This is a genomic window from Rhodococcus sp. ACPA1, from assembly GCF_002300195.1.
Taxonomy (GTDB): domain Bacteria; phylum Actinomycetota; class Actinomycetes; order Mycobacteriales; family Mycobacteriaceae; genus Rhodococcus_F; species Rhodococcus_F opacus.
Genome location: NZ_NSDX01000004.1, coordinates 1,253,904 through 1,274,369 on the forward strand (window position 1 = coordinate 1,253,904; position 20,466 = coordinate 1,274,369).

Genomic DNA, 20,466 nt, shown 5'->3' on the forward strand with positions numbered 1-20,466 from the left:
ACCATGCCCGTGCTCACCATGGCCCAGGCCCTGAACACCGCACTGCGCGACGCCCTCGCCGCCGACGAGAACATCGTCGTCTTCGGCGAGGACGTCGGCACCCTCGGCGGGGTCTTCCGCGTCACCGACGGCCTGACCCGAGACTTCGGTGACGACCGGTGCTTCGACACCCCGCTCGCCGAATCCGGCATCATCGGCTTCGCGATCGGCATGGCGATGTCCGGGTTCAAGCCGGTCGTCGAAATGCAGTTCGACGCGTTCGCCTACCCGGCGTTCGAGCAGATCGTCTCCCACGTCGCGAAGATCCGGAACCGCACCAAGGGTGCGCTGTCCGTGCCGATCGTCATCCGGATCCCGTTCGCGGGCGGGATCGGCGGGGTCGAGCACCACTGCGATTCCAGCGAGGGCTACTACGCCCACACCCCCGGCCTGAAGGTCGTGGCCCCGTCCACCGTCGAGGACGCCTACACCCTGCTGCGCGAGGCGATCGACGACCCCGACCCGGTGATCTTCCTCGAACCGAAACGCCTGTACTTCTCCCGCGCCGACGTCGACCTCGCGGTGGGCGCACCGATCGGGCGGGCCGCCGTCCGGCGTCCCGGCCGGGACGCGACCATCGTCGCGTACGGGCCGTCGGTGTCCGTCGCGCTCGAATCCGCCGAAGCGGCCGCTGCGGAGGGCCACGACATCGAGGTGATCGACCTGCGGTCGATCGTGCCGTTCGACGACGAGACCGTCATGGCATCGGTCCGGAAGACCGGTCGCTGCATCGTCATTCAAGAGGCGCAGGGATTCGCCGGTGTCGGCGCCGAGATCGCCGCCCGCGTCCAGGAACGCTGCTTCCATCACCTGCACGCGCCGGTGCTGCGGGTCAGCGGATTCGACATCCCGTACCCGGCGCCGAAACTCGAACGCCTCCACCTGCCGAGCGTCGACCGCGTCCTCGACAGCGTCGACCGGTTGCAGTGGAACGACTCCGCCGACACCCGCTGGGCGGTGACCGCATGAGCAACCAGGTCTTCCTGCTCCCCGACCTCGGCGAAGGACTCACCGAGGCCGACATCGCCGAATGGAAAGTTGAGGTCGGCGACACCGTCACCATCGACCAGGTGGTCGTCGAGGTCGAAACCGCGAAAGCCGCGGTCGAGGTGCCGATTCCCTTCGAGGGCACGGTGATCTCCCTACACGGCGACGAAGGCTCGACGCTGCAGGTGGGCACCCCGCTGATCACCGTCAGCGGAACACCCGCCGCACACGCGCAGTACCGCGAAGAAGAAAAAGCCGGCTCGGGCAACGTCCTGATCGGGTACGGCACCAGCGAGGACACCCGCCGGCGTCGGCGTCGCGTCGGCGTGACACGCGAGGTCACACCGCCGGAACCGAACCGCACCGGTGTTGCGCCACGGGTCATCTCGCCGGTCGTTCGCAACCTCGCGCGGCAGAACGGTCTCGACCTGTCGCGGCTGCCCGGGAGCGGTCCCGGCGGTGTGATCAACCGCGCCGACGTCGAGCGGGCACTCGCCGCGCCACCCGCGACGGCCGACGTACAGCGGATTCCGATCAAGGGCCTGCGGAAAGCGGTCGCCGACAAGCTCTCGACGAGCCGCCGTGAAATCCCGGACGCGACAACCTGGGTGGATGTGGACGCCACCGATCTCCTCGCCGCCCGCCGGGCAATCAATGCCGCCCTCGACGCCGACGCCGGCGTGAGCCTGATGGCCCTGCTCGCGCGTCTGGCCCTCGCGGCGCTGAAGCAGTACCCGGAACTGAACTCGACCGTCGACACCGAACGCAACGAGATCGTCCGATACGGTCACGTCCACCTCGGCATCGCGGCGCAGACACCGCGCGGCCTGGTCGTCCCGGTGATCGAGAAGGCCGACTCGCTCACCACCGTCGAACTGGCCCGGCAACTGCGGGACACGACGGCGCTGGCCCGTGAGGGGACGCTCCCGCAGGCACGGCTGACGGGTGGCACGTTCACCCTCAACAACTACGGCGTCTTCGGTGTGGACGGTTCGACCCCGATCATCAACCATCCCGAGGCCGCGATTCTCGGTGTCGGCCGCATCGTCGACAAACCGTGGGTCGTGGACGGGCAGTTGGTCGTTCGGAAGGTCACCCAGGTGTCGTTGAGCTTCGATCACCGCGTGTGCGACGGCGGTGCCGCGGGCGGGTTCCTCAGATTGTTCGCCGACTACCTCGAGAACCCGATCACCGTGCTGGGGAGGCTGTAGATGTTCGACACGCACAGTGACGTCCTGATCCTCGGTGGCGGTTCCGGCGGCTACGCCTGCGCCGTCCGGGCCGCGCAGCTCGGGCTGTCGGTGACGGTGATCGAGGCGGACAAGATCGGCGGAACCTGCCTGCACCGGGGCTGTATCCCGACCAAGGCGCTGCTCCACTCCGCCGAGGTCGCCGACACCGCGCGGACCGGTTCCGCGTTCGGCGTGCGAACGACGTTCGACGGCATCGACATCGAGGCGGTACACCGCTACAAGAACGACACGATCGACCGGTTGCACAGGGGACTGCGGGGGCTGGTCGCCCATCTCGAGATCAGCGTCGTGAACGGGCACGGAAAGTATGTCGGAGACAGGACGATCGAGGTGGACGGCACCCGCTACACCGGGACGTCCGTGGTGCTCGCTACCGGCTCCTACGCGCGGACAGTGCCGTCCATCGAGCTCGGTGAGCGCATCGTCACCAGTGACGACGCACTGAACCTCGGATTCGTCCCGAAGAAGACCATCGTTCTCGGCGGCGGCGTGATCGGCGTCGAATTCGCCAGCGTCTGGGCGTCGTTCGGCGCGGAGGTGACTGTCGTCGAGGCGCTCCCCCACCTGGTCGCGGCGGAGGATCCGTGGTGCTCGAAGCAACTCGAACGCGCGCTCCGCAAGCGTGGTATCACCGCCCGCACGGGCGTGACGGTCGCCGCGGCGAAGGAAACCGCGGACGGCGTTCTCGTGGAACTCGAGGGCGGCGACACCCTCGAGGCGGAGATCCTGCTGGTGGCGGTGGGGCGTGGTCCGCGCACCGGCGACAGCGGGTTCGCGGAACACGGCATCACCCTGGACCGTGGGTTCGTCGTCGCCGACGAGCGGCTGCGCACCCACGTCGACGGTGTGTACGCCGTCGGGGACATCGTGGCCGGACTTCAACTGGCGCACCGCGGCTTTCAGCAGGGCGTATTCGTTGCCGAAGAGATCGCCGGCCTCGATCCCGTTCCCGTGGCCGAGCATCTCGTTCCGCGGGTGACGTACTCGCACCCCGAGGTCGCGTCCGTCGGACTCACCGAGGATGCCGCCCGCGAACGGTACGGCGACGTCACGTCCGTCGTGTACGACCTCTCAGGCAACGGCAAGAGCCAGATCCTGAAGACGTCGGGTGGGATCAAGGTCGTCCGAACCGGCGACACCGGCCCGGTGGTGGGTGTGCACATGGTCGGCGACCGCGTCGGCGAGCTGATCGGTGAGGCCCAACTGACCGTCGCCTGGGAAGCCCTGCCCACCGACGTCGCGCCGTTCGTCCACGCGCACCCCACCCAGAACGAAGCACTGGGCGAAGCGATGCTGGCGTTGTCGGGGAAGCCGCTGCACGCGCACGGCTGAACGCATTCGATCCGCGTCGGGGAAGATCGCGCACCGGTCCGCGGTTGATACCGGTTGATCCGTGAGTCTTTCGGCGCAAATCCGGTCCTTCAGGTCCGGGTGAGCCGATCTGGTTTTGTCGGACTGTGTGGCTAGTGTCTGGGTTATGGCGGGGAGGGTGGTGAGGCGGGCGTTCAAGTACCGTTTCTATCCGACTGCGGTGCAGGCGGAACAGCTTGCTCGAACGTTCGGGTGCACCCGGTATGTCTACAACCGGGCGTTGGCGGAGCGGACGCGTGCCTGGTCGCAGGAGCGGCGTCGGGTGACCTATGCGGATACCTCGAAGATGCTCACCGATTGGAAGCGGGATGCCGAGACGGAGTGGTTGTCGGAGCCGTCGAAGGGGCCGTTGCAGGAGTCGCTGCGGCAGTTGCAGGGTGCGTTCGACAGGTTCTGGCGCAAGCAGACCGGATACCCGCAATTCAAGAAGAAGGGGCGGTCGAAGGAGTCGGCGACCTACTTCTCGAACTGCTTCACATACCGTTGCGGGCAGATCCGGTTGGCCAAGCAGACCGAACCGCTGGATGTTCGGTGGAGGCCGCTCCCGGAGGGGGCAGTGCCGTCGCAGGTGACGGTGTCACGCAATGCACGCGGTCAATACCACGTCTCGATTCTCGTCGAGGACACGATTCCCGAACTCGAACCGGCCGATCGGGTGGTCGGACTCGATGCCGGGATCACGAGCCTGTACACGCTCTCGACGGGGGAAAAGATCACCAACCCGCGTCACGAGCGCAGGGACCGTGCGCGGTTGGCGAAGGCGCAGCGGGTGCTCGCCAGGAAGGAGAAGGGATCCCGTAACCGGGCCAAGGCCCGACTGAAGGTCGCGAAGATTTTTGGTCGGATCGCCGATCGGCGCCGCGACTATTTGCACAAACTTTCCACTCGGCTGGTGCGCGAAAATCAAGTGATCGCCATCGAGGATCTGAGTGTGCGGAACATGGTCAAGAATCGGTCGTTGTCTCGGGCGATCTCGGATGCGGGTTGGTCCGAGTTCCGGTCGATGCTCGAGTACAAGGCCGACTGGTACGGGCGGCGGGTGGTGGTGATCGACCGGTTCTATCCCTCGTCGAAGACCTGCTCGGTGTGCGGGGGTGCTCGCGTCGACGATGCCGCTGACCGTGCGGGAGTGGGCGTGCCGATGCGGCGCCGTCCGCGACCGGGATGTGAACGCGGCGAAGAACATTTTGGCCGTCGGACTGACGGTGGCAGCCTGCGGAGATGGTGTGAGACCGCCCCGCGCCTAGGGTGTGGGGAGGCAACTGTCGGTGAAACAGGAACCTCGGGACGCGAGTTTCGAGGGGATTCTCGGTCGTTCACGGCCGAGAGGAAGTCAACATCGGAAGCGAACGCAATGACTCTTTCAGCGTCCGCGATCACCGAATCCGTTGCCGACCGGCTGGGCCACGAAGCCATCGTGTGGCTGACGACCATCGGTCGCAAGGACACGCCGGTTCCGACCCCGGTGTGGTTCAGCTGGTCGGGCACCGAGTTCCTGATTTTCAGTCGACCGGCTACCGCCAAGCTGGCGAACATCGGCAGGAATCCGCAGGTCGCGCTGAATTTCAACAGCAGCCCCACGGGTGGTGACGTGTCGGTGTTCACGGGGAAGGCCCATGTCGACACGGACGGTCCCACGGCGGAGGAGTGGGAGACCTACGTCGAGAAGTACCGCGAGCACATGGCCGGTCTGGATTACACGCCCGAGAAGTTCCGGCAGGACTACTCGACGCTCGTCCGCGTCACCCCGGACCGGTTGCGCGGCTGGTAACCCCGAGTTCTGGGCAGAACGACGGCACCGATGTCCCCGATGCGCCACCATCTGATGCGGAGCAATTTCGCTCCTCACCTATACGGAGGAACTCGCATCATGGACTGGACACTCGAAGTGGTCGTTCTGCCCGTCAGTGACATCGATCGTTCCGTCGCGTTCTACCGCGACAAGCTCGGCTTCCATCTCGATCACGACACCGCCAACGAGCACATGCACGTCGTTCAGCTGACCCCCACCGGTTCGGGCTGCTCGATCGTGATCGGCGATCTCCCGTCGCAGACGGAGATGGCACCCGGGTCGATGAGGGGACTGCAGTTGGTGGTCGCCGATGCCGCCGCGGCCCGCCGGGAGTTGCTCGATCGGGGTGTCGAGGTCAGTGAGATCACCGTGTTCGACGAGCGTGACGGGGGAACCTTCTTCGGATTCGCCGATCCCGACGGCAATACGTGGGCGGTCCAGCAGATCAAGGCGCGGGCGGAGAAGCCGCTGATTCCGGTCGAGGCCCGGGGGCGGTTCGGGGAGAACGCCTGAGGTTTCACACGATCACGTCAGGGGGCAGGCGTTGCGGGTGTCGTCGACGAGTTGTTCGGCCAGGGTGAGGGCGGCGGTCAGTTCGTCGGGCGTGGTTCCGAGCCGGCCGAGGACGGCGTGAGCGCGAGCGGTGAAGTCGGTGGGTGCGTTCGGCAGGGCACCGGCGGCGGCAACGGCACCCTTCTCGTTGATGAGCCAGCGCCGGGCATGCGCGTGTAGGGCGTGCGCGCACAGGCACACCGCGCGGAACAGGCACCCCGCCACATACGTTGCATCGGCCCGCGGGATCGCCTTGCGGGCCAGCACGGTGACGAAGTCCGCCTCCCACAGGCGCCGCACCAGGGCTTCGCGCAGCGGGTCCGGGTAGTGCTGCATGTCGGTGTGGAGCGCAGCGATGCGTCCGGACGGATCGGCGAGGATCACCGCCGACGCGAGTTCGCCCGCGTACGCGAAGTCCGCGAACCCGAACGGGTGACCGGTCTGGGCGTGAAACCCGTACACACCCTGCTGGGTGTCGTGCCACACCGCGGTCACCCGGTCGAGGTCGCGGTACAGCCAGTCCACCGCCCGGCCGTCGATCGACAGCCACGCACCACCGTCGACCCACGGTCCCCACTCACCCGTCCGGGTCGCCGATGCAGAGGCGCCCGCCCACTCCTGCGCGAGGTCGTTCAGCCCGTCGGTGTCGAGGGTCCCGCGGTAGTAGACGCCCAGGTCGTAATCGGATTCCGCCGTGTGCGTCCCTCGGGCGCGGCTGCCGCCGAGGGTGACGCCGACGACGCCGCCGATGTGGCACAACTGCTCGGCGAGGGGTCGCAATGCCCGGTCCTCGAAATCCACACCCCACATCGTCCACCCCGGCCCGGCGCAGCGGATAAATTCGGTTCATGCTCATCTTGGGAACGACCGTGATCGGAGCACGCGACGTCGGACGTGCAACCAGGTTCTGGACCGAGGCACTCGGGTTGACTGCGCTCCCGCCCGTCGGCGACAACGGCTTCACCAACCTGACGCGGCCCGACGGTCGGCCGGTGTTGGCGATCCAGCAGAGCGAACACGACGCGGAACCCGAGCCTCGGCTGCACCTCGACCTGCACGCCCGCGACAGCACGGATCAGGCCGCGGAAATCAAACGACTCGTCGGTCTTGGCGCGCAGCGGGTGCCGTGGGACCGGTACCCCGAGGAATCGGACTTCGTCGTGCTGGAGGACACCGAGGGCAACCGGTTCTGCGTCATCGACAACTCTCGCGCACCCGAACAGTGCCGGCTCGAGATGTCCTGAGTCTTGCTCTACGCGGCGCCCGCGTAGTGGGCGGGACGGGGCAGCATCGGCCGGCAGACGGCACGGGGGATGCCGCACACTTCGAAGAAGTCGATGACGATGGATCGGACCTGCGCGGAGACGACCGCTGCGGAGAACCCTGCCGAGATCTCCTGCTGCGGCAGTGAGCGCGCGAATCGCTCGAGTTCGTCGCTGATCTGGATTTCGTTGGGCTTCTTCGTGGGAGTTGCGAGAATCATCAGCCGCATCCGGTCGGCGAGGTGCGCCAGATCGGAGATGGCGTCCGCCAGCTGCGGGTCGACTCGTTCGCCGTCGTATGTGGCGATCAGGGCGCGCCGCACCAGGACCCGGGTGTTGCGTGCGGCGTTGTCGATCGGGTCGGCAATCGATGCCAGCCGGCCGATGCGGCGTCGCCCCCGCCAGTGGATCGGTGAGATCCGGGCCACCTCGGATCCGGAGCGGAGTTCGACGCGCATGCTGTCGATGGTCGACTGCGTCGAACGGGCAAGTGCGAGAGCGTCCTCCAGTGCGGAGACATCGCCGGCGGCCAGTCCCTTCGACGTCTGCCGGAGGGCTGCGGCCACGCTGTCCAGCACGGCGGCGGCGCACCGGCGCGTCCGCCGCACGGGGTCGGTGGGCAACACGGACAGCGCCACCAGGCTGAGCGCACCCCCGATCAGTGCGTCCACGACACGGTCGAACGGGTGGGCGCTCGTGGCGGATGCCATGGCTGCGACCAACGCCGCCGACGAACCCGCCTGCAGGACGATCACCGAACCACCGTCGAGGAGCACCGCAAAAGACATCGCCACTGCCACGACGAGGCAGATCTGCCACGGCCCGTTGCCGATGTACCGCACGACGACGTCCGAGACGATCGTTCCGATGGTGACGCCCGCGATCAACTCGCCGGCCCGACGACTGCGGGCACCCCGCGCGACACTCAGGCACACCACCGCCGCCAGCGGGGCCAGCAGCGGCTGCTCGTGACCGGCCACCTCGACCGACACCCACCACGCCGCCCCCGCGGTGACCGCCGTCTGCGCGATCGGCACCAGGTACCCCGCGAAGCGAAGCAACGAAGCGCGCACCGACGGCAGAGCGGTGGAGCCGACCCTTCGGAGAAAGGCGAGTATCGAGATGAGCTGGAGCACAGTGGTACAGCTTTCTGGACGGTCACACGTGGGCAGGAGCACATTTTCTATCGCCTGCCGACACCGACGACCGCCGGTGGACAAGCCTTCGCACAGCCTGTCCTGGATTTCTTACGCCCGTGTAAAAGTCGCCGCTTTCATAGCGCAGATCACGTTATGCACCGTGTTTCCGGCGATGCAGGTCACAAAGCTGCCGTCGCCTGTCGCCGGGCACGCTGCGCCACGGGGTCCGGTACGGGCAGAGCGGCCACGAGGCGTCGGGTGTAGTCGTGCTGCGGGTGGGTCAGCACGACCGTGGCGGGGCCGGTCTCGACCAGGTGTCCGGCCCGGAGCACGGCGACCGTGGTGGACACCCGCTCGACCACGGCGAGGTCGTGGCTGATGAACACGGCCGCGAAGCCGAGCTCCCGCTGGAGGGTGGCGAACAGTTCGAGCACGTCGGCCTGCACGGAGACGTCCAGGGCGCTGGTCGGTTCGTCGGCGATCAGCAGGGTGGGTTCCAGCACGAGCGCCCGGGCCAACGCGACCCGTTGACGCTGCCCGCCGGACAACTCGGACGGCAGCCGGGTGGCGAACGACGCCGGCAGCCGGACCGCATCCAGCAGGTCGACAACCTTCTTGCGCCGCTCGGCGCGGGTGCCGACCCGATGGATGTCGAGGGGCTCGGCGATGCTCTCCTCGAGCGTGAAGCGGGGGTCGAGCGAGGCGGCGGGATCCTGCGGCACGAAAGCCAGCCGACGACGTAGTTCCCGCAGCGCCGATCCGCGGGTGGCGGCGACATCACGGCCGTCGACGCGGATCGTCCCGGTCGCCGGTGCAATCAATCCGGCGATCGTGCGACCCAAAGTGGTTTTTCCCGAGCCGGATTCACCGACCACGCCGAGCACCTCACCCGCGGCCAGCTTCAGTGAGACGTTGTCGAGCGCGCGGAACGCTGCCTGACCACGTCGGCCCGGGTAGACGACCGACACGGTGTCGACGTCCAGGACCGGGGTGGTCGGGTCGGCGACCTCGGCGACCGGTTCTGCTACGTCACTCGGCTGCGGCAGCCGCAGGACCGAGTCGAGGAGGTGCCGGGTGTATTCGTGCTCGGGTCGTGCGAATATCTCGGTGACTTCTCCCCGTTCGACGACCTCGCCGAGTTGCAGTACCACCACGCTGTCGGCGATATCGGCGACGACACCCAGGTTGTGGGTGATCAGCAGGATGCCGGCATTCGTGCGGTCCCGCAGCCGGCGGAGCAGGGAGAGGATCTCGGCCTGCACCGTGACGTCGAGCGCGGTGGTGGGTTCGTCGGCCAGGAGCAGGACGGGGTCGTTGGCCAGTGCCAGGGCGATGACCACACGCTGCTTCTGGCCGCCGGAGAGTTGGTGCGGGAAGTAGTCGACGCGCTTGTCCGGTTCCGGGATCTCCACGAGGGTCAGCAGTTCGATCGCGCGGTCGCGCAACTGCTTCCGTCCCGAGCGGCCGTGCGCACGCAAGGCCTCACCGATCAGCCAGCCGACCGTCCGCACAGGATTGAGCGCCGTCTGCGGCTCCTGGAAGACCATCGCGACCCGCCCGCCGCGGATGGCCCCGAGTTCGCGTTCGGACGCGCCGAGCACCTCGACGCCGTCGACTTGCACGGAACCGGTCGCTGTTGCGGTGGGCGGAAGCAGGCCCATCGCGGCGCGGGCCGTGATCGACTTGCCGGATCCGGATTCGCCGACGAGCGCGACGATCTCACCCCGGTTCACGCGGAGACCGATGCTCCGGACGGCGGGGCGCGGATGGCTGAACGCCACCTGCAAGTCCGTCACGTCGAGGGCGGGGGTAGTGGATGCTGCGGTCACGAAGGTGGTCCTTTCTACAGGCGCCGCGCGTGCGCGAATGCCTGGGAGATCAGCAGAAAGCCGAGTGTCAGCAGGGAGACGACCACCAGGGGGCCGACCGCGAACAGCGGGTTGGTCTCGAGATAGCGGTTGCCGTCGCTGAGGATGGAGCCGAGTGACGGAGTCGGTGGAACCACACCGATGCCGAGGAAGCTCATCGCGCCCTCGATGAACACGGCGATCGACATCGACAGTGCCAGTTGTACTCCCAGCGGTTCGATCGAGTTCGGCAGAACGTGCTTGCGCAGAACCCAGCCGATGCTCGCACCCGAGACCACGGCGGCCTCGACGTAGCGAAGTTCGCGCACCTCCAATACGGACGTACGCATGAGCCTGCCGAACACAGGTATCTCGGCGAGGACGATCACCAGCACGATCGCGCGGACTCCGGGCCCGAGCACCGCGGTCAGGGCGATCGCCAGAACGAGTGCCGGGAACGCGAGGATCACGTCGAACACGCGCTGCGCGACGGCATCGGTGTATCCCCGGATGCCGGCCACCAGACCGATCAGTGATCCGAGTATCGCCCCGGCGGGCACCGCGACGAACACGATCACCAGGTCGGCGCGGATCCCGAACAACACCCGCGACAACACGTCGCGGTTCACGTCGTCGGTGCCCAGCCAGTGCGTGGAACTCGGGCCGAGGAGGAACGACGCGTCCAACTGATCGTCCGGCGCGAACGGCGCCAGCACCGGGGCGAGCGCCCCGAGGAGCACCACGATCCCGACGAGCACCGCGCCGGCCAGACCTCGGCCATGCGTCAGGCTGCGCCACAACGGTTCCGTGCTGCGGCGGGGATCCCGATCCGCCGGGGTTTCCGGGACCAGGCCGGGCCGGACGTCTGCGGGGCCGCCGGGTAGCGACGCTTCCGGTGTCGCCACAGTTCGATCGACCAGCTCACTCATGCCTGTCCTCCCAATCGGATACGGGGATCCAGCCAGGCGTGGGCGACGTCGGTGAGCAGTTGCAGCACCACGAACACCGCGACGGAGAGGACCAGCAACACCTGCACGAGCGGATAGTCACGGCTGTTGATCGCCTCCTCGGTGAGAAGCCCCAGGCCGGGCCAGACGAAGATCGACTCCACCAGCACGGCCCCACCGAGCAGCCCGCCCACCGTCAGTCCGAGAACGGTCAACACCGACGGCAGTGCATTCGGCAGCGCGTGCGCCAGCACGATGCGGCGGCGGCTGACGCCGATCGACTGTGCCGTCACGACATACGGTTGCCGCAGCTCGGTGTGCAAGGCCTCCACCAGGAATCGGGTCAGGGCGGCGCCCGCCGGGATCGCCAAGGTGATCGCCGGGAGGATCAGATACTGCGCGGCGATGTCGGGCCGGGTCAGGAACCCGTCCGGTGGGATCCCGCCCGACGGCAGGATCGGCCACAGGATCCCGAACACGAGCACCAGCAGCGTCCCGGTGATGAAGATGGGCAGCGCCGCCGCGATCGAGTTGTTCACCGTCACAACGGCGTCGAGCAGCCGATTGCGGAAGATCACCGAAGCGGTGCTGACGACGAGCGCGTACACCACCGCGATCAGCAGGGCGGACGCCGCCAGCACCACCGTGTTCTGGGCACCGTAGGCGATCAGGTCACCGATCGACCCGCCGACGATGTAGGACTTGCCGAGGTCGAAGCGGAACAGGGAACCGAGCCAGGACAGGTACTGCGCCACCAGCGGCCGGTCGAGACCGAGATCGGCGCGCACGGCCGCCAGCTGTTCCGGTGAGGCATCCGCACCGGCGAGCGTCTCCTCCGGGCTGCCGGGAACCAGGCGGAGGATCGCGAAGATGAGGAGTGAGGCGAGGAAGAGTACGAGGACGGCCGACGGGAGCCGCCTGGCCAGATAGGTCACCATGATGTCGAGTCCTGTGTCGGTGGGTGGGCGGGCGGTCGTCGGATCAGGTGCGCAGCAGGTACGTGGAATCGAAGCGCGGATCGTTGGTGCGGGACCAGTCGAACCCGCCGAGGTCGGTGGATACCACGACCTCGGTCTGCACCACCCCGATCTCCACCAGGAACAGCGACTCCAGCAGGTCCGCGTTCAGCGCGCGGTAGGCGTCGATCGCCGCGGGTGACGTGGGGTCCTGCTGCTGCCAGGCCGCCACCGCATGCGCCTGGTACTCCGGGTCGAGGAAGTTGGAGGCGTTCTTCACCGCGTTGTACGGGAAGGCGGCCACGGCCAGGGTGGACGGGGTCATCTGCGCGAAGCCGTGCTGGGTGACCCACAAACCCGGGAACTGGCCGGCCACCAGCAGACTGGTCATCTGGGCTGCGTCGGTGGGGATCAGGTCGACGTCGATGCCCACGTCGCGAAGGTTCGCCTGGATGATCTCCGCGATGATCCGGGAGGTGCGATCGGCGGGGTAGTTCAGCGGGATGGTCGGGACGTCACCGATCTCGGTGACGAGTGCGCGGGCCCGTTCCACGTCCCGGCTGTAGGTGTCCGCGGTCTGTTCGTCGTAGGCGGGCGAGGTCCGCGGCCACGGCAGGCTCGATGCGTAACCCTTGCCGCGGTACACGTCGGTGAGGATGCGATCACGGTCGATCGCGTATGCGATCGCCTGCCGAACCCGTACGTCGTTCAGTGGCGGTGCGGAGACGTTGATCCCGATGTACTGGTCGGACTCAGCGCCCTCCAGTACGTGGGAGCGGAACCCGCCCCGGGAGACGGCGAGTTCGGCGTCGAGGGAGGGCAGATCGTAGGCGGCGTCGATCTGGCCGGTCCGCAATTTGGTCACCAGCGCCTGATCGTCGGAGACGACGGCGAACGTCACGCCGTCCAGGTGGGGCGGATCACCCCAGTAATCGGGGTTGCGGGCCAGCGACAGTGCGACCTTCGGTTGCCAGGAGACGAACGTGAACGGGCCGGTGCCGTTGAACACCCGCCCCTCCTTCAGTCCGTCGACAGTGTCGCCGTCGAGGATGGGCGCGACCGCCAGGAGGTCGAAGATGTTCCCGGTCGGCTGCGACAGGGTGAGCACGATGCGGTGGGGGTCGCTGGTGTCGAACGCGGTGATCGCCGCCGCGGTCCGCCGGAACTGCGCGTTCCAACTGGGATCGGTGTAGGTCCGCAACGTGAATTCGACGTCTCTCGACGTGAATTCCTTGCCGTTGTGGAAGCGGACGTCGTCACGCAGCGCCAACTCCAGTCGACGTCCGTCGTCCGACAGCTGCCACGAGGTGGCCAGCCGGGGGTCGGGCTCGAGACTGCCGTGCGGGTACTGGACCAGAGTGTCGAAGACGTTGGCCGAGACCCCGCCGTTGGTGGGGTTGTTGCCCAGCGACAGGAACGTCGCGGGGATGAGGTCGGCACCGACACCGATCCGCGCCGTCCCGCCTGTGGGCACGTCTTCTCCGGGTTGGAGCACCGCTTCCGTACCCGACCGCTGCAGGCCGACTGCCGAGGTGCACCCGGTGACCAGCACGACGAGGGCAGCGACAACCGCCGTCACGAGAAGGCCTCGTCGCCGGTGCGTGGTCGGCGTGGGGAAACGAGAAGGCATGGCTGTGTCCTAAGGGTCACCCGAAGGGAAGTGGGAAGGGCAGGGGATACGCGAGACCCGTGAACACCCCGGATCGAGTCGTCCGGGTGACGAGAGGCGTGAGGGGAACGTTCAGCTACGGCAGCGACACCGCATGGAGGCGCGGTCGCAGCTGGTCGGGGTACCCATGGATCGAAGCTAGCACCGGCTCGGATACCCGACCAAGTTCGATCAGTGGTTGAAATCTGCATGATTCTAACTACTCGACGGGCTCGTGGGCGACCGTAGTATTTCCCGGATTGCACGGGGAAATATTTCTCCGATTCTGTGGGGAAACATGCCTCGGATAGTGAAAGGGATTGTGATTGTGACGGATTCGGCAACCAGCGGAGACGGGCAGGGTTCCGGGGGACAGAAACTCCCCCCGGGTGCGCGAGGGTACGACGGATTCGGCGGACATATCGGGCGGACGAGTACGGAGTCGACGCCGTGGTGGGCGCCGGAGACGAAAGCCCCCGCCGGTGCGCCGAACATCGTGGTCATCCTCATCGACGACATGGGCTACTCGGACATCGGACCGTTCGGCTCCGAGATCGACACCCCCAACCTGAACCGGCTCGCCGACAGCGGCTACCGGCTGTCGAACTATCACACCACCTCGGTCTGCTCACCGGCTCGCGCGGCGCTGCTCACCGGACTGAACCCGCACCGCGCAGGCTACGGCAGCGTCGCCAACTTCGATCCCGGCTTCCCCGGACTGCGGATGGAACTCGCCGACGACGCGCTCAGCCTCGCCGAGATTCTGCGCGCGAACGGGTATGCCACGCACGCGGTCGGCAAGTGGCATCTCGCACGCGACACCAACCTCGCGCCGGGCCGCACCCGCGACTCCTGGCCCCTGCAGCGTGGATTCGACAGCTACTACGGCTCGCTCGAAGGGTTGAATTCGTTCTACTACCCGAACGAGCTGATCTCCGACAACTCCGTAGTCGACGTCGAGGAGTATCCGCCGGACTACTACGTCACCGACGACATCACGGACAAGGCCATTTCGCGCATCAAGAGCCTGCGCGCCCACGACGCCGACAAGCCGTTCTTCCTGTACTTCTCGCACATCGCGATGCACGGACCGCACCAGGCCAAGCCCGAAGACCTCGCCAAGTATCGCGGCCGCTACACCGAGGGCTGGGACGCAGTGCGACGCAGCCGCTTCGATGCACAGCTCGAGGCAGGGTTCTTCCCGCCCGGCACCCAGATGGCCGAACGCAACACCGAACCCGGCTACGACGCCCCGCCGTGGGACGAGCTCACCGAAGAGGAGCAGTTGCGGTTCGCCCGGTACCAGGAGGTCTACGCCGCGATGGTCGACAGCATCGACCAGAGCGTGGGCCGGGTACTCGACACTCTCGACGAACTCGGCGAGACCGACAACACCATCATCGTGTTCACGTCCGACAACGGTGGCACCGCCGAGGGTGGCGCAGCGGGAACACGGTCGTACTTCAGTCAATTCGTGCACGGGCCGGTGCCGTCGGACTGGGTGCGCGACGTTCCGCACGACGAGGAACTGATCGGCTCGGAGAAGATCGGTGTCCACTACCCGCGCGGCTGGGGGCAGGCGTCGAATACCCCGTTCCGGTTCTACAAGGGTCAGACGTTCGCCGGTGGTGTCCGAGTGCCGTTCCTGCTGTCCTGGCCGGCCGGTCTCGGGCGCGCCGACGGTGACACCGGACTGCGCAAGCACTACTCCTACGTCACCGACATCACCCCGACCCTCCTGGATCTCGCGGGACTCGAGACTCCGCGCCACCGGAACGGGCGTCCCGCCCAGGAGCGTGACGGTGTCAGCCTCGCCGACATCCTGCGGGACGCCGCGCAGCCCACCCCCCACACGGAGCAGTACGCCGAGTTCGGTGGTCACCGCGGGTTCTACCGGGACGGCTGGAAACTGCTGTCGCTGCACACGGATCCGATCCGCGTCGACGATCCGCAGTGGCAACTGTTCGACGTCGAATCCGACCCGGCCGAGACCACGGACGTCGCGCATCTCTTCCCCGAGAAGGTGCGCGAACTCGCCGAGGCGTGGGATCGGGCGGCGTGGCACAACACCGTGTTCCCGATCCTCAACGACCGCAAGGCCGTGCAGCGGCGACCCGACGAGCGTCGCCTCGCGGAGCCGCTGAAGATCCTCGCGGGCACGCCGACGCTGGAACGCTATCGGTCCAGTGTGCTGATCCAGTACCGCGACTTCACCATCGACGTCGCCACCCACCCGATCGCCGCAGGCGACGAAGGGGTCCTCGTCGCCCACGGCGACCCGCACGGCGGATACGTGCTCTACGTCGAGGACGACCGGATCGTGTTCGCGGTCAACAGCTACGGCCGCGTCGCACACACGTCCGCTCCCCTCGGCGCGGATGTGGTGGGCGTGCAGGTGCGGGCGGAGGCCACCGAATCCGTCCGGTGGAACTTCACCGTCGCCCTCACCGACTCGGCCGGGGTCACCACCGACGTGGCCACCCTCGACGACCAGTTCCAGCTGGTCGGCATGGCGCCGTGGACCGGGATCTCGGTGGGCGTCGACGCCCGCGGACCCGTCGTGTGGGATCTGCGGGAACGCCGCGGAACGTTCCGATTCACCGGCAGACTGCGGTCGGTCACTTACACGCCCGGCCCCGTGCGGGTGCCCCAACCGGTCATCCAGGAGGTCGAGGAGCTGGCCGAGGCGATGGCCGACTGACCGAAGGGGTCGGGCGCGCGAAATCGCGCCCGACCTCCGCTGGGTTACCGGTCAGCTGTCGCCGTCGGAATCCTTCTTGCCGTCGGAATTCCTGCGCCAGTGCGTGAACCGCTCCTTGATGTCCGCCGCGACGTCGCCGACGCCGTTTCCGACGGCGTCCACGGTGGTGCCCAGTCCGCTGCCGATCTCACGGAGCATGCGGATCAGCGGGTCGTTCGAGGTGTCGAAATTCTGTTTGTACGATTTCGCGGCCTTGCGGAATTCTTCGCTGATCTTGGCGTCGTCGTCCTCGCCGCGGCGCGGGTACTCCCCGCGGAGGATCGCCGCGTAGGCGCCGCTGTCCACCCACTTCTTCAGCTCGGCGGCACGCAGCACCGAGAACGGATGGGTGAGCAGTTCGATGTTGAGGAGCTTGAGGACACCGTCGCGCAGGTCGCCGCTGGCGTCGTACTCCGCGGCCTGGGCCAGGAAGGCGTCGGTGTCGATCTCGCTCACCCGAGAGCCGCCGGCCAGCTTCAGCTGCACGCGGAGGGCGGTGTGGACGTCCTGCCCGCACAGCAATCCGGCACGGTCGCCGGACAGTTCCGATTTGCGCTGCCATTCCATGAGCGCGGCGATGATCGCGCGCAGCGCCCACCCGCCGATCGGAATCCAGCCGATGGTCCCGGCCAAGCGCATCAGATGCATGAGGATCGTGCGATACACCGCGTGCCCGGACAGCGCGTGCCCGAGTTCGTGGCCGAGGATGAACCGCTGCTCCTCGTAATTCATCACGTCGAGCAGTCCGGTGGTGACCACGATGAACGGACGGTCCATGCCGATGGTGAAGGCATTCACCACCGGGGTTTGCAGCACGAACAGCTCGGGCGTCTCGTCGGCGCCGAGAATGCGCACGCAGTCGCTGCGGAGGTCGTGGAGATCGCCGAACTGCCGTTCGTCGACGCGCACGGACGTGGCCAGGTACATCAGACGGTGCTGGCGCTCCTGCAACAGACCCGAGATGGTCCGGAAGACCGTGTCGAACCCCTTCAAGGTGCGCAGGGTGACCAGCGCCGCCCGATCCGCCGGGTGCTCCCACGCACGCGAGCTGATCTCCGGGAACGCCGTGCGAACGCGGTCTGGTGTGGTGGTCAAGCTTTCCCCCTGGGTCGGTGTGCGCGGTGCAGTGCCCTCCCGGTCAGGGTAGCGCCGGAGGGTAGCGGCGGCGGTCGTGCTGGGCATTTTGCCAACCGCCGACCACGACGGCTGCTCCGAACATGCGCAGGATGCTCAAACTTGACGCTTGGTATTGCTCAAAGTGCGTTCCGATGGTCGACTGTTGTGAGAGATCTGCACACGAGACCTCGAAGATACGGTGAGGTCGGTTCCCACAGGTCCGCCTGCCCGTCACCGCCGATCCGCCTCGCTCACGAACTGGGCCGAGGAGGATCGGATTCGGTGCCAGGAACTCACAGGCAAGGACGAAGCAATGAACGACGCCCGCACGATCCACGACCACACGGCGCAGCTCACCCCGCGCGCGGCCACTCCGGAAGCGCTTGTGGAGATCGAGAAGCGGGTGTTGTGGTTGTCGACATCGATGATCCACCACGCCAACCGGGTTCGCCCGAATCCGACGGGATTGAAGGTGGGCGGCCATCAGGCGTCGTGCGCGTCGATGGTCTCGATCATGACGTCGTTGTGGTTCGAGCAGCTCCGGCCCGGTGACCGGGTGTCGGTCAAACCCCACGCCTCGCCGGTGCTGCACGGCATCAACTACCTGCTGGGCGAGCTGGACGAGAAGTATCTGACGACGTTGCGGGAGTTCGGTGGCCTGCAGTCGTACCCCAGCCGGTCGAAAGATCCTGATCCGGTGGACTATTCGACGGGTTCGGTGGGGATCGGTGCGACGGCCCCGATCTGGGGTGCCATCGCCCGCCGCTACGTCGACACCGCCATCGGCGGCGCCGGCACGGGTCGGCAGTACTCCCTCGTTGGCGACGCCGAACTGGACGAGGGCGCGGTGTGGGAGGCGATCCTCGACACGTCCGTGTCCGAGCTCGGTGAGATCGTGTGGATCGTCGACCTGAACCGGCAGTCCCTGGACCGGGTGGTGCCGAACATCGCCGCCGGCCGGCTCGAGGCGATGTTTGCGGCCGCCGGGTGGCAGGTCATCACCGTGAAGTTCGGGACCCTGCTCGAGTCACTGTTCACCCGGACCGGCGGGGCGTCGTTGCGGACCCGGATCCTGGACATGCCCAACCCCGAATATCAGCGGCTGCTGCGGTGCAGTGCCGAGCAGGTGCGGGGGCGGCTGCCCGGGGACGGCCCCGATGCGGCCGCGATCGCGTCGCTGATCGCCGGCCTCGACGACGACACCCTGCTGCGGGCGATCCGCAACCTGGGCGGTCACGACCTCGACGCCCTGCGCGCCGCGTACGCGCAGATCGACGACACCCGCCCGACGGTGATCATCGCCTACACGATCAAGGGCCGCGGCCTGCCGACGCAGGGGCATCCGCAGAATCACTCGTCGCTGCTGACGGTGGAGCAGTACGAACAGTTGGCAGCCGAGCTGGGTATGGACCCGGCGCACCCGTGGGCCCGGTTCGAGGCCGGCAGTGCGGCGGGCCGGGTGTGCGCGGCGACCGCGGACCGGTTGCGGCGGGAGAAGGTCGAATTCGGCACACCGCCCGCGATCCCGACCGATATCGGCCGCACCCCGTCGGGGACGTCCACGACGCAGGCCGCATTGGGCCGGGCGCTGCTCGACCTGTCCCGAGAGGCCCCCGACGCGGCGAAACGGGTGGTCACCGTCAGCCCCGACGTGTCCTCGACCACGAACCTGGCCGGGTGGTTGAACAAGGTGGGGGTGTGGTCGCCGCACGAGCGCCGCAACTGGTTCGACGACGACGCCGAGACGATCATGCACTGGCGGGAAAAGCCCACCGGGCAGCACATGGAACTCGGCATCGCCGAAACCAACCTGGTCGGGTTGATGGGTGAGCTCGGCGCGACGTGGAGCCGGTGGGGGCAGCCGCTGTTCCCGATCGGGGTGATGTACGACCCGTTCGTCGAGCGTGCCCTCGAGCCCTGGTCCTACGGCATCTATGCGGGTGGGCAGTCGATCCTGGTCGGCACCCCGTCCGGGGTGACCCTCGCCGCGGAGGGAGGGGCGCATCAGTCGATCAAGACCCCGTCGATCGGCCTCGAACAGCCCGGCTGCGTCAGCTACGAACCCGCCTTCGCGATCGACGTCGAATGGACGCTCCTCGACAGCATCTCCCGGTTGGGACGGCCGGACGGCTCCTCGTCGTACCTGCGGCTCTCGACCCGCCCGGTGGATCAGACCCTGGCCGCGGTGCCGTCAGATCCCGCCGCCCGGGAACGTCGCCGCCGTCAGGTGGTCGCCGGCGCGTACACCCTCCGGCACAGCGACAACCCGGTGGTCACGCTGGTCGGGATGGGTGCCATGATCACCGAAACCCTCACCGCCGCGGACCGGTTGACCGAGCAGGGGATTGCCGCCGACGTCGTGTGCGTGACCAGTCCCGGACTCTTGTTCGAGGCGGTGCAGGCCCGCCGCGGACTCGCCGACGGCCCGTCGTGGATCCTCGACCAGGTGTTCCCCGCCGGCCGGGCCACACCGATGGTGACCGTCCTCGACGGCCACCCGCACACCCTCGCATTCCTGACCGGCATCAACCACGTCCCCGGCGCGGCACTCGGTGTCAGCCGGTTCGGGCAGGTCGGTTCCCTCGACGACGTCTACCGCTACCACGGCATCGACACCGACAGCATCGTCCGCGCCGCCCTCGACCTCTCCTGAACGACCCCTCTCCTGAACGAACGGGACGTTCGTTGCGACAGATCGAACGAGCGTCCCGTTCGTCCAGGGAGCGCAATACCTTTTGGGTATCAAAAGATCCATAACTGGTGTTGGACTTGAATGGTTGACGCTCCTAGCCTTGTGGACACAGCGCGCACCGACAG

General features: G+C 67.5%; 14 protein-coding genes and 2 pseudogenes. 9 read left to right on the forward strand and 7 right to left on the reverse strand.

Annotation, left to right across the window (positions count from 1 at the left end):
* The first annotated feature begins 3 nt into the window (after window positions 1-3).
* The 6 genes and pseudogenes from CJ177_RS23810 to CJ177_RS23840 all read left to right on the forward strand — a co-directional run bounded on the left by CJ177_RS23810 (window position 4) and on the right by CJ177_RS23840 (window position 5,955).
* Complete coding sequence (locus tag CJ177_RS23810) at window positions 4-1,008, forward strand: alpha-ketoacid dehydrogenase subunit beta (protein WP_095868738.1); 1,005 nt, start codon at window positions 4-6, stop codon at window positions 1,006-1,008.
* Window positions 1,005-2,237 (forward strand): dihydrolipoamide acetyltransferase family protein, encoded by a 1,233-nt coding sequence (locus CJ177_RS23815; protein WP_095868739.1) that lies wholly within the window; start codon window positions 1,005-1,007, stop codon window positions 2,235-2,237. The genes CJ177_RS23810 and CJ177_RS23815 overlap by 4 nt, the downstream gene beginning before the upstream one ends.
* The gene (lpdA, locus tag CJ177_RS23820) at window positions 2,238-3,611 is read left to right on the forward strand and encodes a dihydrolipoyl dehydrogenase (protein ID WP_095868740.1); all 1,374 of its coding nucleotides are present in this window, start codon (window positions 2,238-2,240) and stop codon (window positions 3,609-3,611) included.
* A gap of 145 nt (window positions 3,612-3,756) precedes the next feature.
* Window positions 3,757-4,897 (forward strand): annotated as a pseudogene (locus CJ177_RS23830) (RNA-guided endonuclease TnpB family protein).
* Between the two features lie 137 nt (window positions 4,898-5,034).
* Window positions 5,035-5,421: pseudogene (locus CJ177_RS23835) on the forward strand (TIGR03667 family PPOX class F420-dependent oxidoreductase); the annotation flags it as partial.
* A 99-nt stretch (window positions 5,422-5,520) separates the two neighbouring features.
* Entirely contained in the window at window positions 5,521-5,955 is a 435-nt protein-coding gene (locus CJ177_RS23840; protein WP_095868742.1) for a VOC family protein, read from the forward strand.
* A gap of 12 nt (window positions 5,956-5,967) precedes the next feature.
* Here CJ177_RS23840 and CJ177_RS23845 read toward each other — a convergent pair whose 3' ends face one another.
* A complete protein-coding gene (locus CJ177_RS23845) occupies window positions 5,968-6,804 on the reverse strand; it encodes a nucleotidyltransferase domain-containing protein (RefSeq protein WP_095868743.1) in 837 nt (278 codons plus the stop codon).
* 38 nt (window positions 6,805-6,842) lie between these two features.
* Here CJ177_RS23845 and CJ177_RS23850 point away from each other — a divergent pair, with 38 nt between their 5' ends.
* Entirely contained in the window at window positions 6,843-7,238 is a 396-nt protein-coding gene (locus tag CJ177_RS23850; RefSeq protein WP_095868744.1) for a VOC family protein, read from the forward strand.
* Window positions 7,239-7,246: 8 nt separating this feature from the next.
* Here the strand turns inward: CJ177_RS23850 and CJ177_RS23855 are convergent, their stop codons facing one another.
* From CJ177_RS23855 to CJ177_RS23875, 5 genes are all read right to left on the reverse strand, one after another.
* Window positions 7,247-8,392 (reverse strand): aromatic acid exporter family protein, encoded by a 1,146-nt coding sequence (locus tag CJ177_RS23855; RefSeq protein ID WP_095868745.1) that lies wholly within the window; start codon window positions 8,390-8,392, stop codon window positions 7,247-7,249.
* A gap of 182 nt (window positions 8,393-8,574) precedes the next feature.
* The gene (locus CJ177_RS23860) at window positions 8,575-10,224 is read right to left on the reverse strand and encodes an ABC transporter ATP-binding protein (RefSeq protein WP_095868746.1); all 1,650 of its coding nucleotides are present in this window, start codon (window positions 10,222-10,224) and stop codon (window positions 8,575-8,577) included.
* 14 nt (window positions 10,225-10,238) lie between these two features.
* Window positions 10,239-11,171, reverse strand: a complete 933-nt coding sequence (locus CJ177_RS23865) for an ABC transporter permease (RefSeq protein WP_095868747.1) — start codon at window positions 11,169-11,171, stop codon at window positions 10,239-10,241.
* On the reverse strand, window positions 11,168-12,127 hold the full coding sequence (locus CJ177_RS23870) for an ABC transporter permease (protein WP_095868748.1): 960 nt from the start codon (window positions 12,125-12,127) through the stop codon (window positions 11,168-11,170). The genes CJ177_RS23865 and CJ177_RS23870 overlap by 4 nt, the downstream gene beginning before the upstream one ends.
* A gap of 43 nt (window positions 12,128-12,170) precedes the next feature.
* Window positions 12,171-13,775 carry an ABC transporter substrate-binding protein gene (locus CJ177_RS23875; protein ID WP_095868749.1) on the reverse strand — a complete coding sequence of 535 codons (1,605 nt, stop codon included), beginning with the start codon at window positions 13,773-13,775 and terminating at the stop codon, window positions 12,171-12,173.
* 346 nt (window positions 13,776-14,121) lie between these two features.
* Between CJ177_RS23875 and CJ177_RS23880 the strand changes: the two genes are divergently transcribed.
* Window positions 14,122-16,494 carry an arylsulfatase gene (locus CJ177_RS23880; RefSeq protein ID WP_095868750.1) on the forward strand — a complete coding sequence of 791 codons (2,373 nt, stop codon included), beginning with the start codon at window positions 14,122-14,124 and terminating at the stop codon, window positions 16,492-16,494.
* Window positions 16,495-16,545: 51 nt separating this feature from the next.
* On the opposite strand, the gene CJ177_RS23885 is transcribed toward CJ177_RS23880, so the two are convergent.
* Window positions 16,546-17,628 (reverse strand): M48 family metallopeptidase, encoded by a 1,083-nt coding sequence (locus CJ177_RS23885; protein ID WP_095868751.1) that lies wholly within the window; start codon window positions 17,626-17,628, stop codon window positions 16,546-16,548.
* A gap of 334 nt (window positions 17,629-17,962) precedes the next feature.
* Here CJ177_RS23885 and CJ177_RS23895 point away from each other — a divergent pair, with 334 nt between their 5' ends.
* Entirely contained in the window at window positions 17,963-20,302 is a 2,340-nt protein-coding gene (locus CJ177_RS23895) for a pyruvate dehydrogenase (protein ID WP_257014657.1), read from the forward strand.
* Window positions 20,303-20,466 lie beyond the last annotated feature (164 nt).

What these genes read in the sequence shown, in the direction of transcription:
- CJ177_RS23845 (WP_095868743.1), bottom strand. Translation starts at nt 6,804, where the DNA reads ATGTGGGGTGTGGATTTCGAGGACCGGGCATTGCGACCCCTCGCCGAG.
- CJ177_RS23815 (WP_095868739.1), top strand. Translation starts at nt 1,005, where the DNA reads ATGAGCAACCAGGTCTTCCTGCTCCCCGACCTCGGCGAAGGACTCACC.
- CJ177_RS23870 (WP_095868748.1), bottom strand. Translation starts at nt 12,127, where the DNA reads ATGGTGACCTATCTGGCCAGGCGGCTCCCGTCGGCCGTCCTCGTACTC.
- CJ177_RS23810 (WP_095868738.1), top strand. Translation starts at nt 4, where the DNA reads ATGCCCGTGCTCACCATGGCCCAGGCCCTGAACACCGCACTGCGCGAC.
- CJ177_RS23865 (WP_095868747.1), bottom strand. Translation starts at nt 11,171, where the DNA reads ATGAGTGAGCTGGTCGATCGAACTGTGGCGACACCGGAAGCGTCGCTA.
- CJ177_RS23850 (WP_095868744.1), top strand. Translation starts at nt 6,843, where the DNA reads ATGCTCATCTTGGGAACGACCGTGATCGGAGCACGCGACGTCGGACGT.
- lpdA (WP_095868740.1), top strand. Translation starts at nt 2,238, where the DNA reads ATGTTCGACACGCACAGTGACGTCCTGATCCTCGGTGGCGGTTCCGGC.
- CJ177_RS23840 (WP_095868742.1), top strand. Translation starts at nt 5,521, where the DNA reads ATGGACTGGACACTCGAAGTGGTCGTTCTGCCCGTCAGTGACATCGAT.
- CJ177_RS23895 (WP_257014657.1), top strand. Translation starts at nt 17,963, where the DNA reads ATGAACGACGCCCGCACGATCCACGACCACACGGCGCAGCTCACCCCG.
- CJ177_RS23875 (WP_095868749.1), bottom strand. Translation starts at nt 13,775, where the DNA reads ATGCCTTCTCGTTTCCCCACGCCGACCACGCACCGGCGACGAGGCCTT.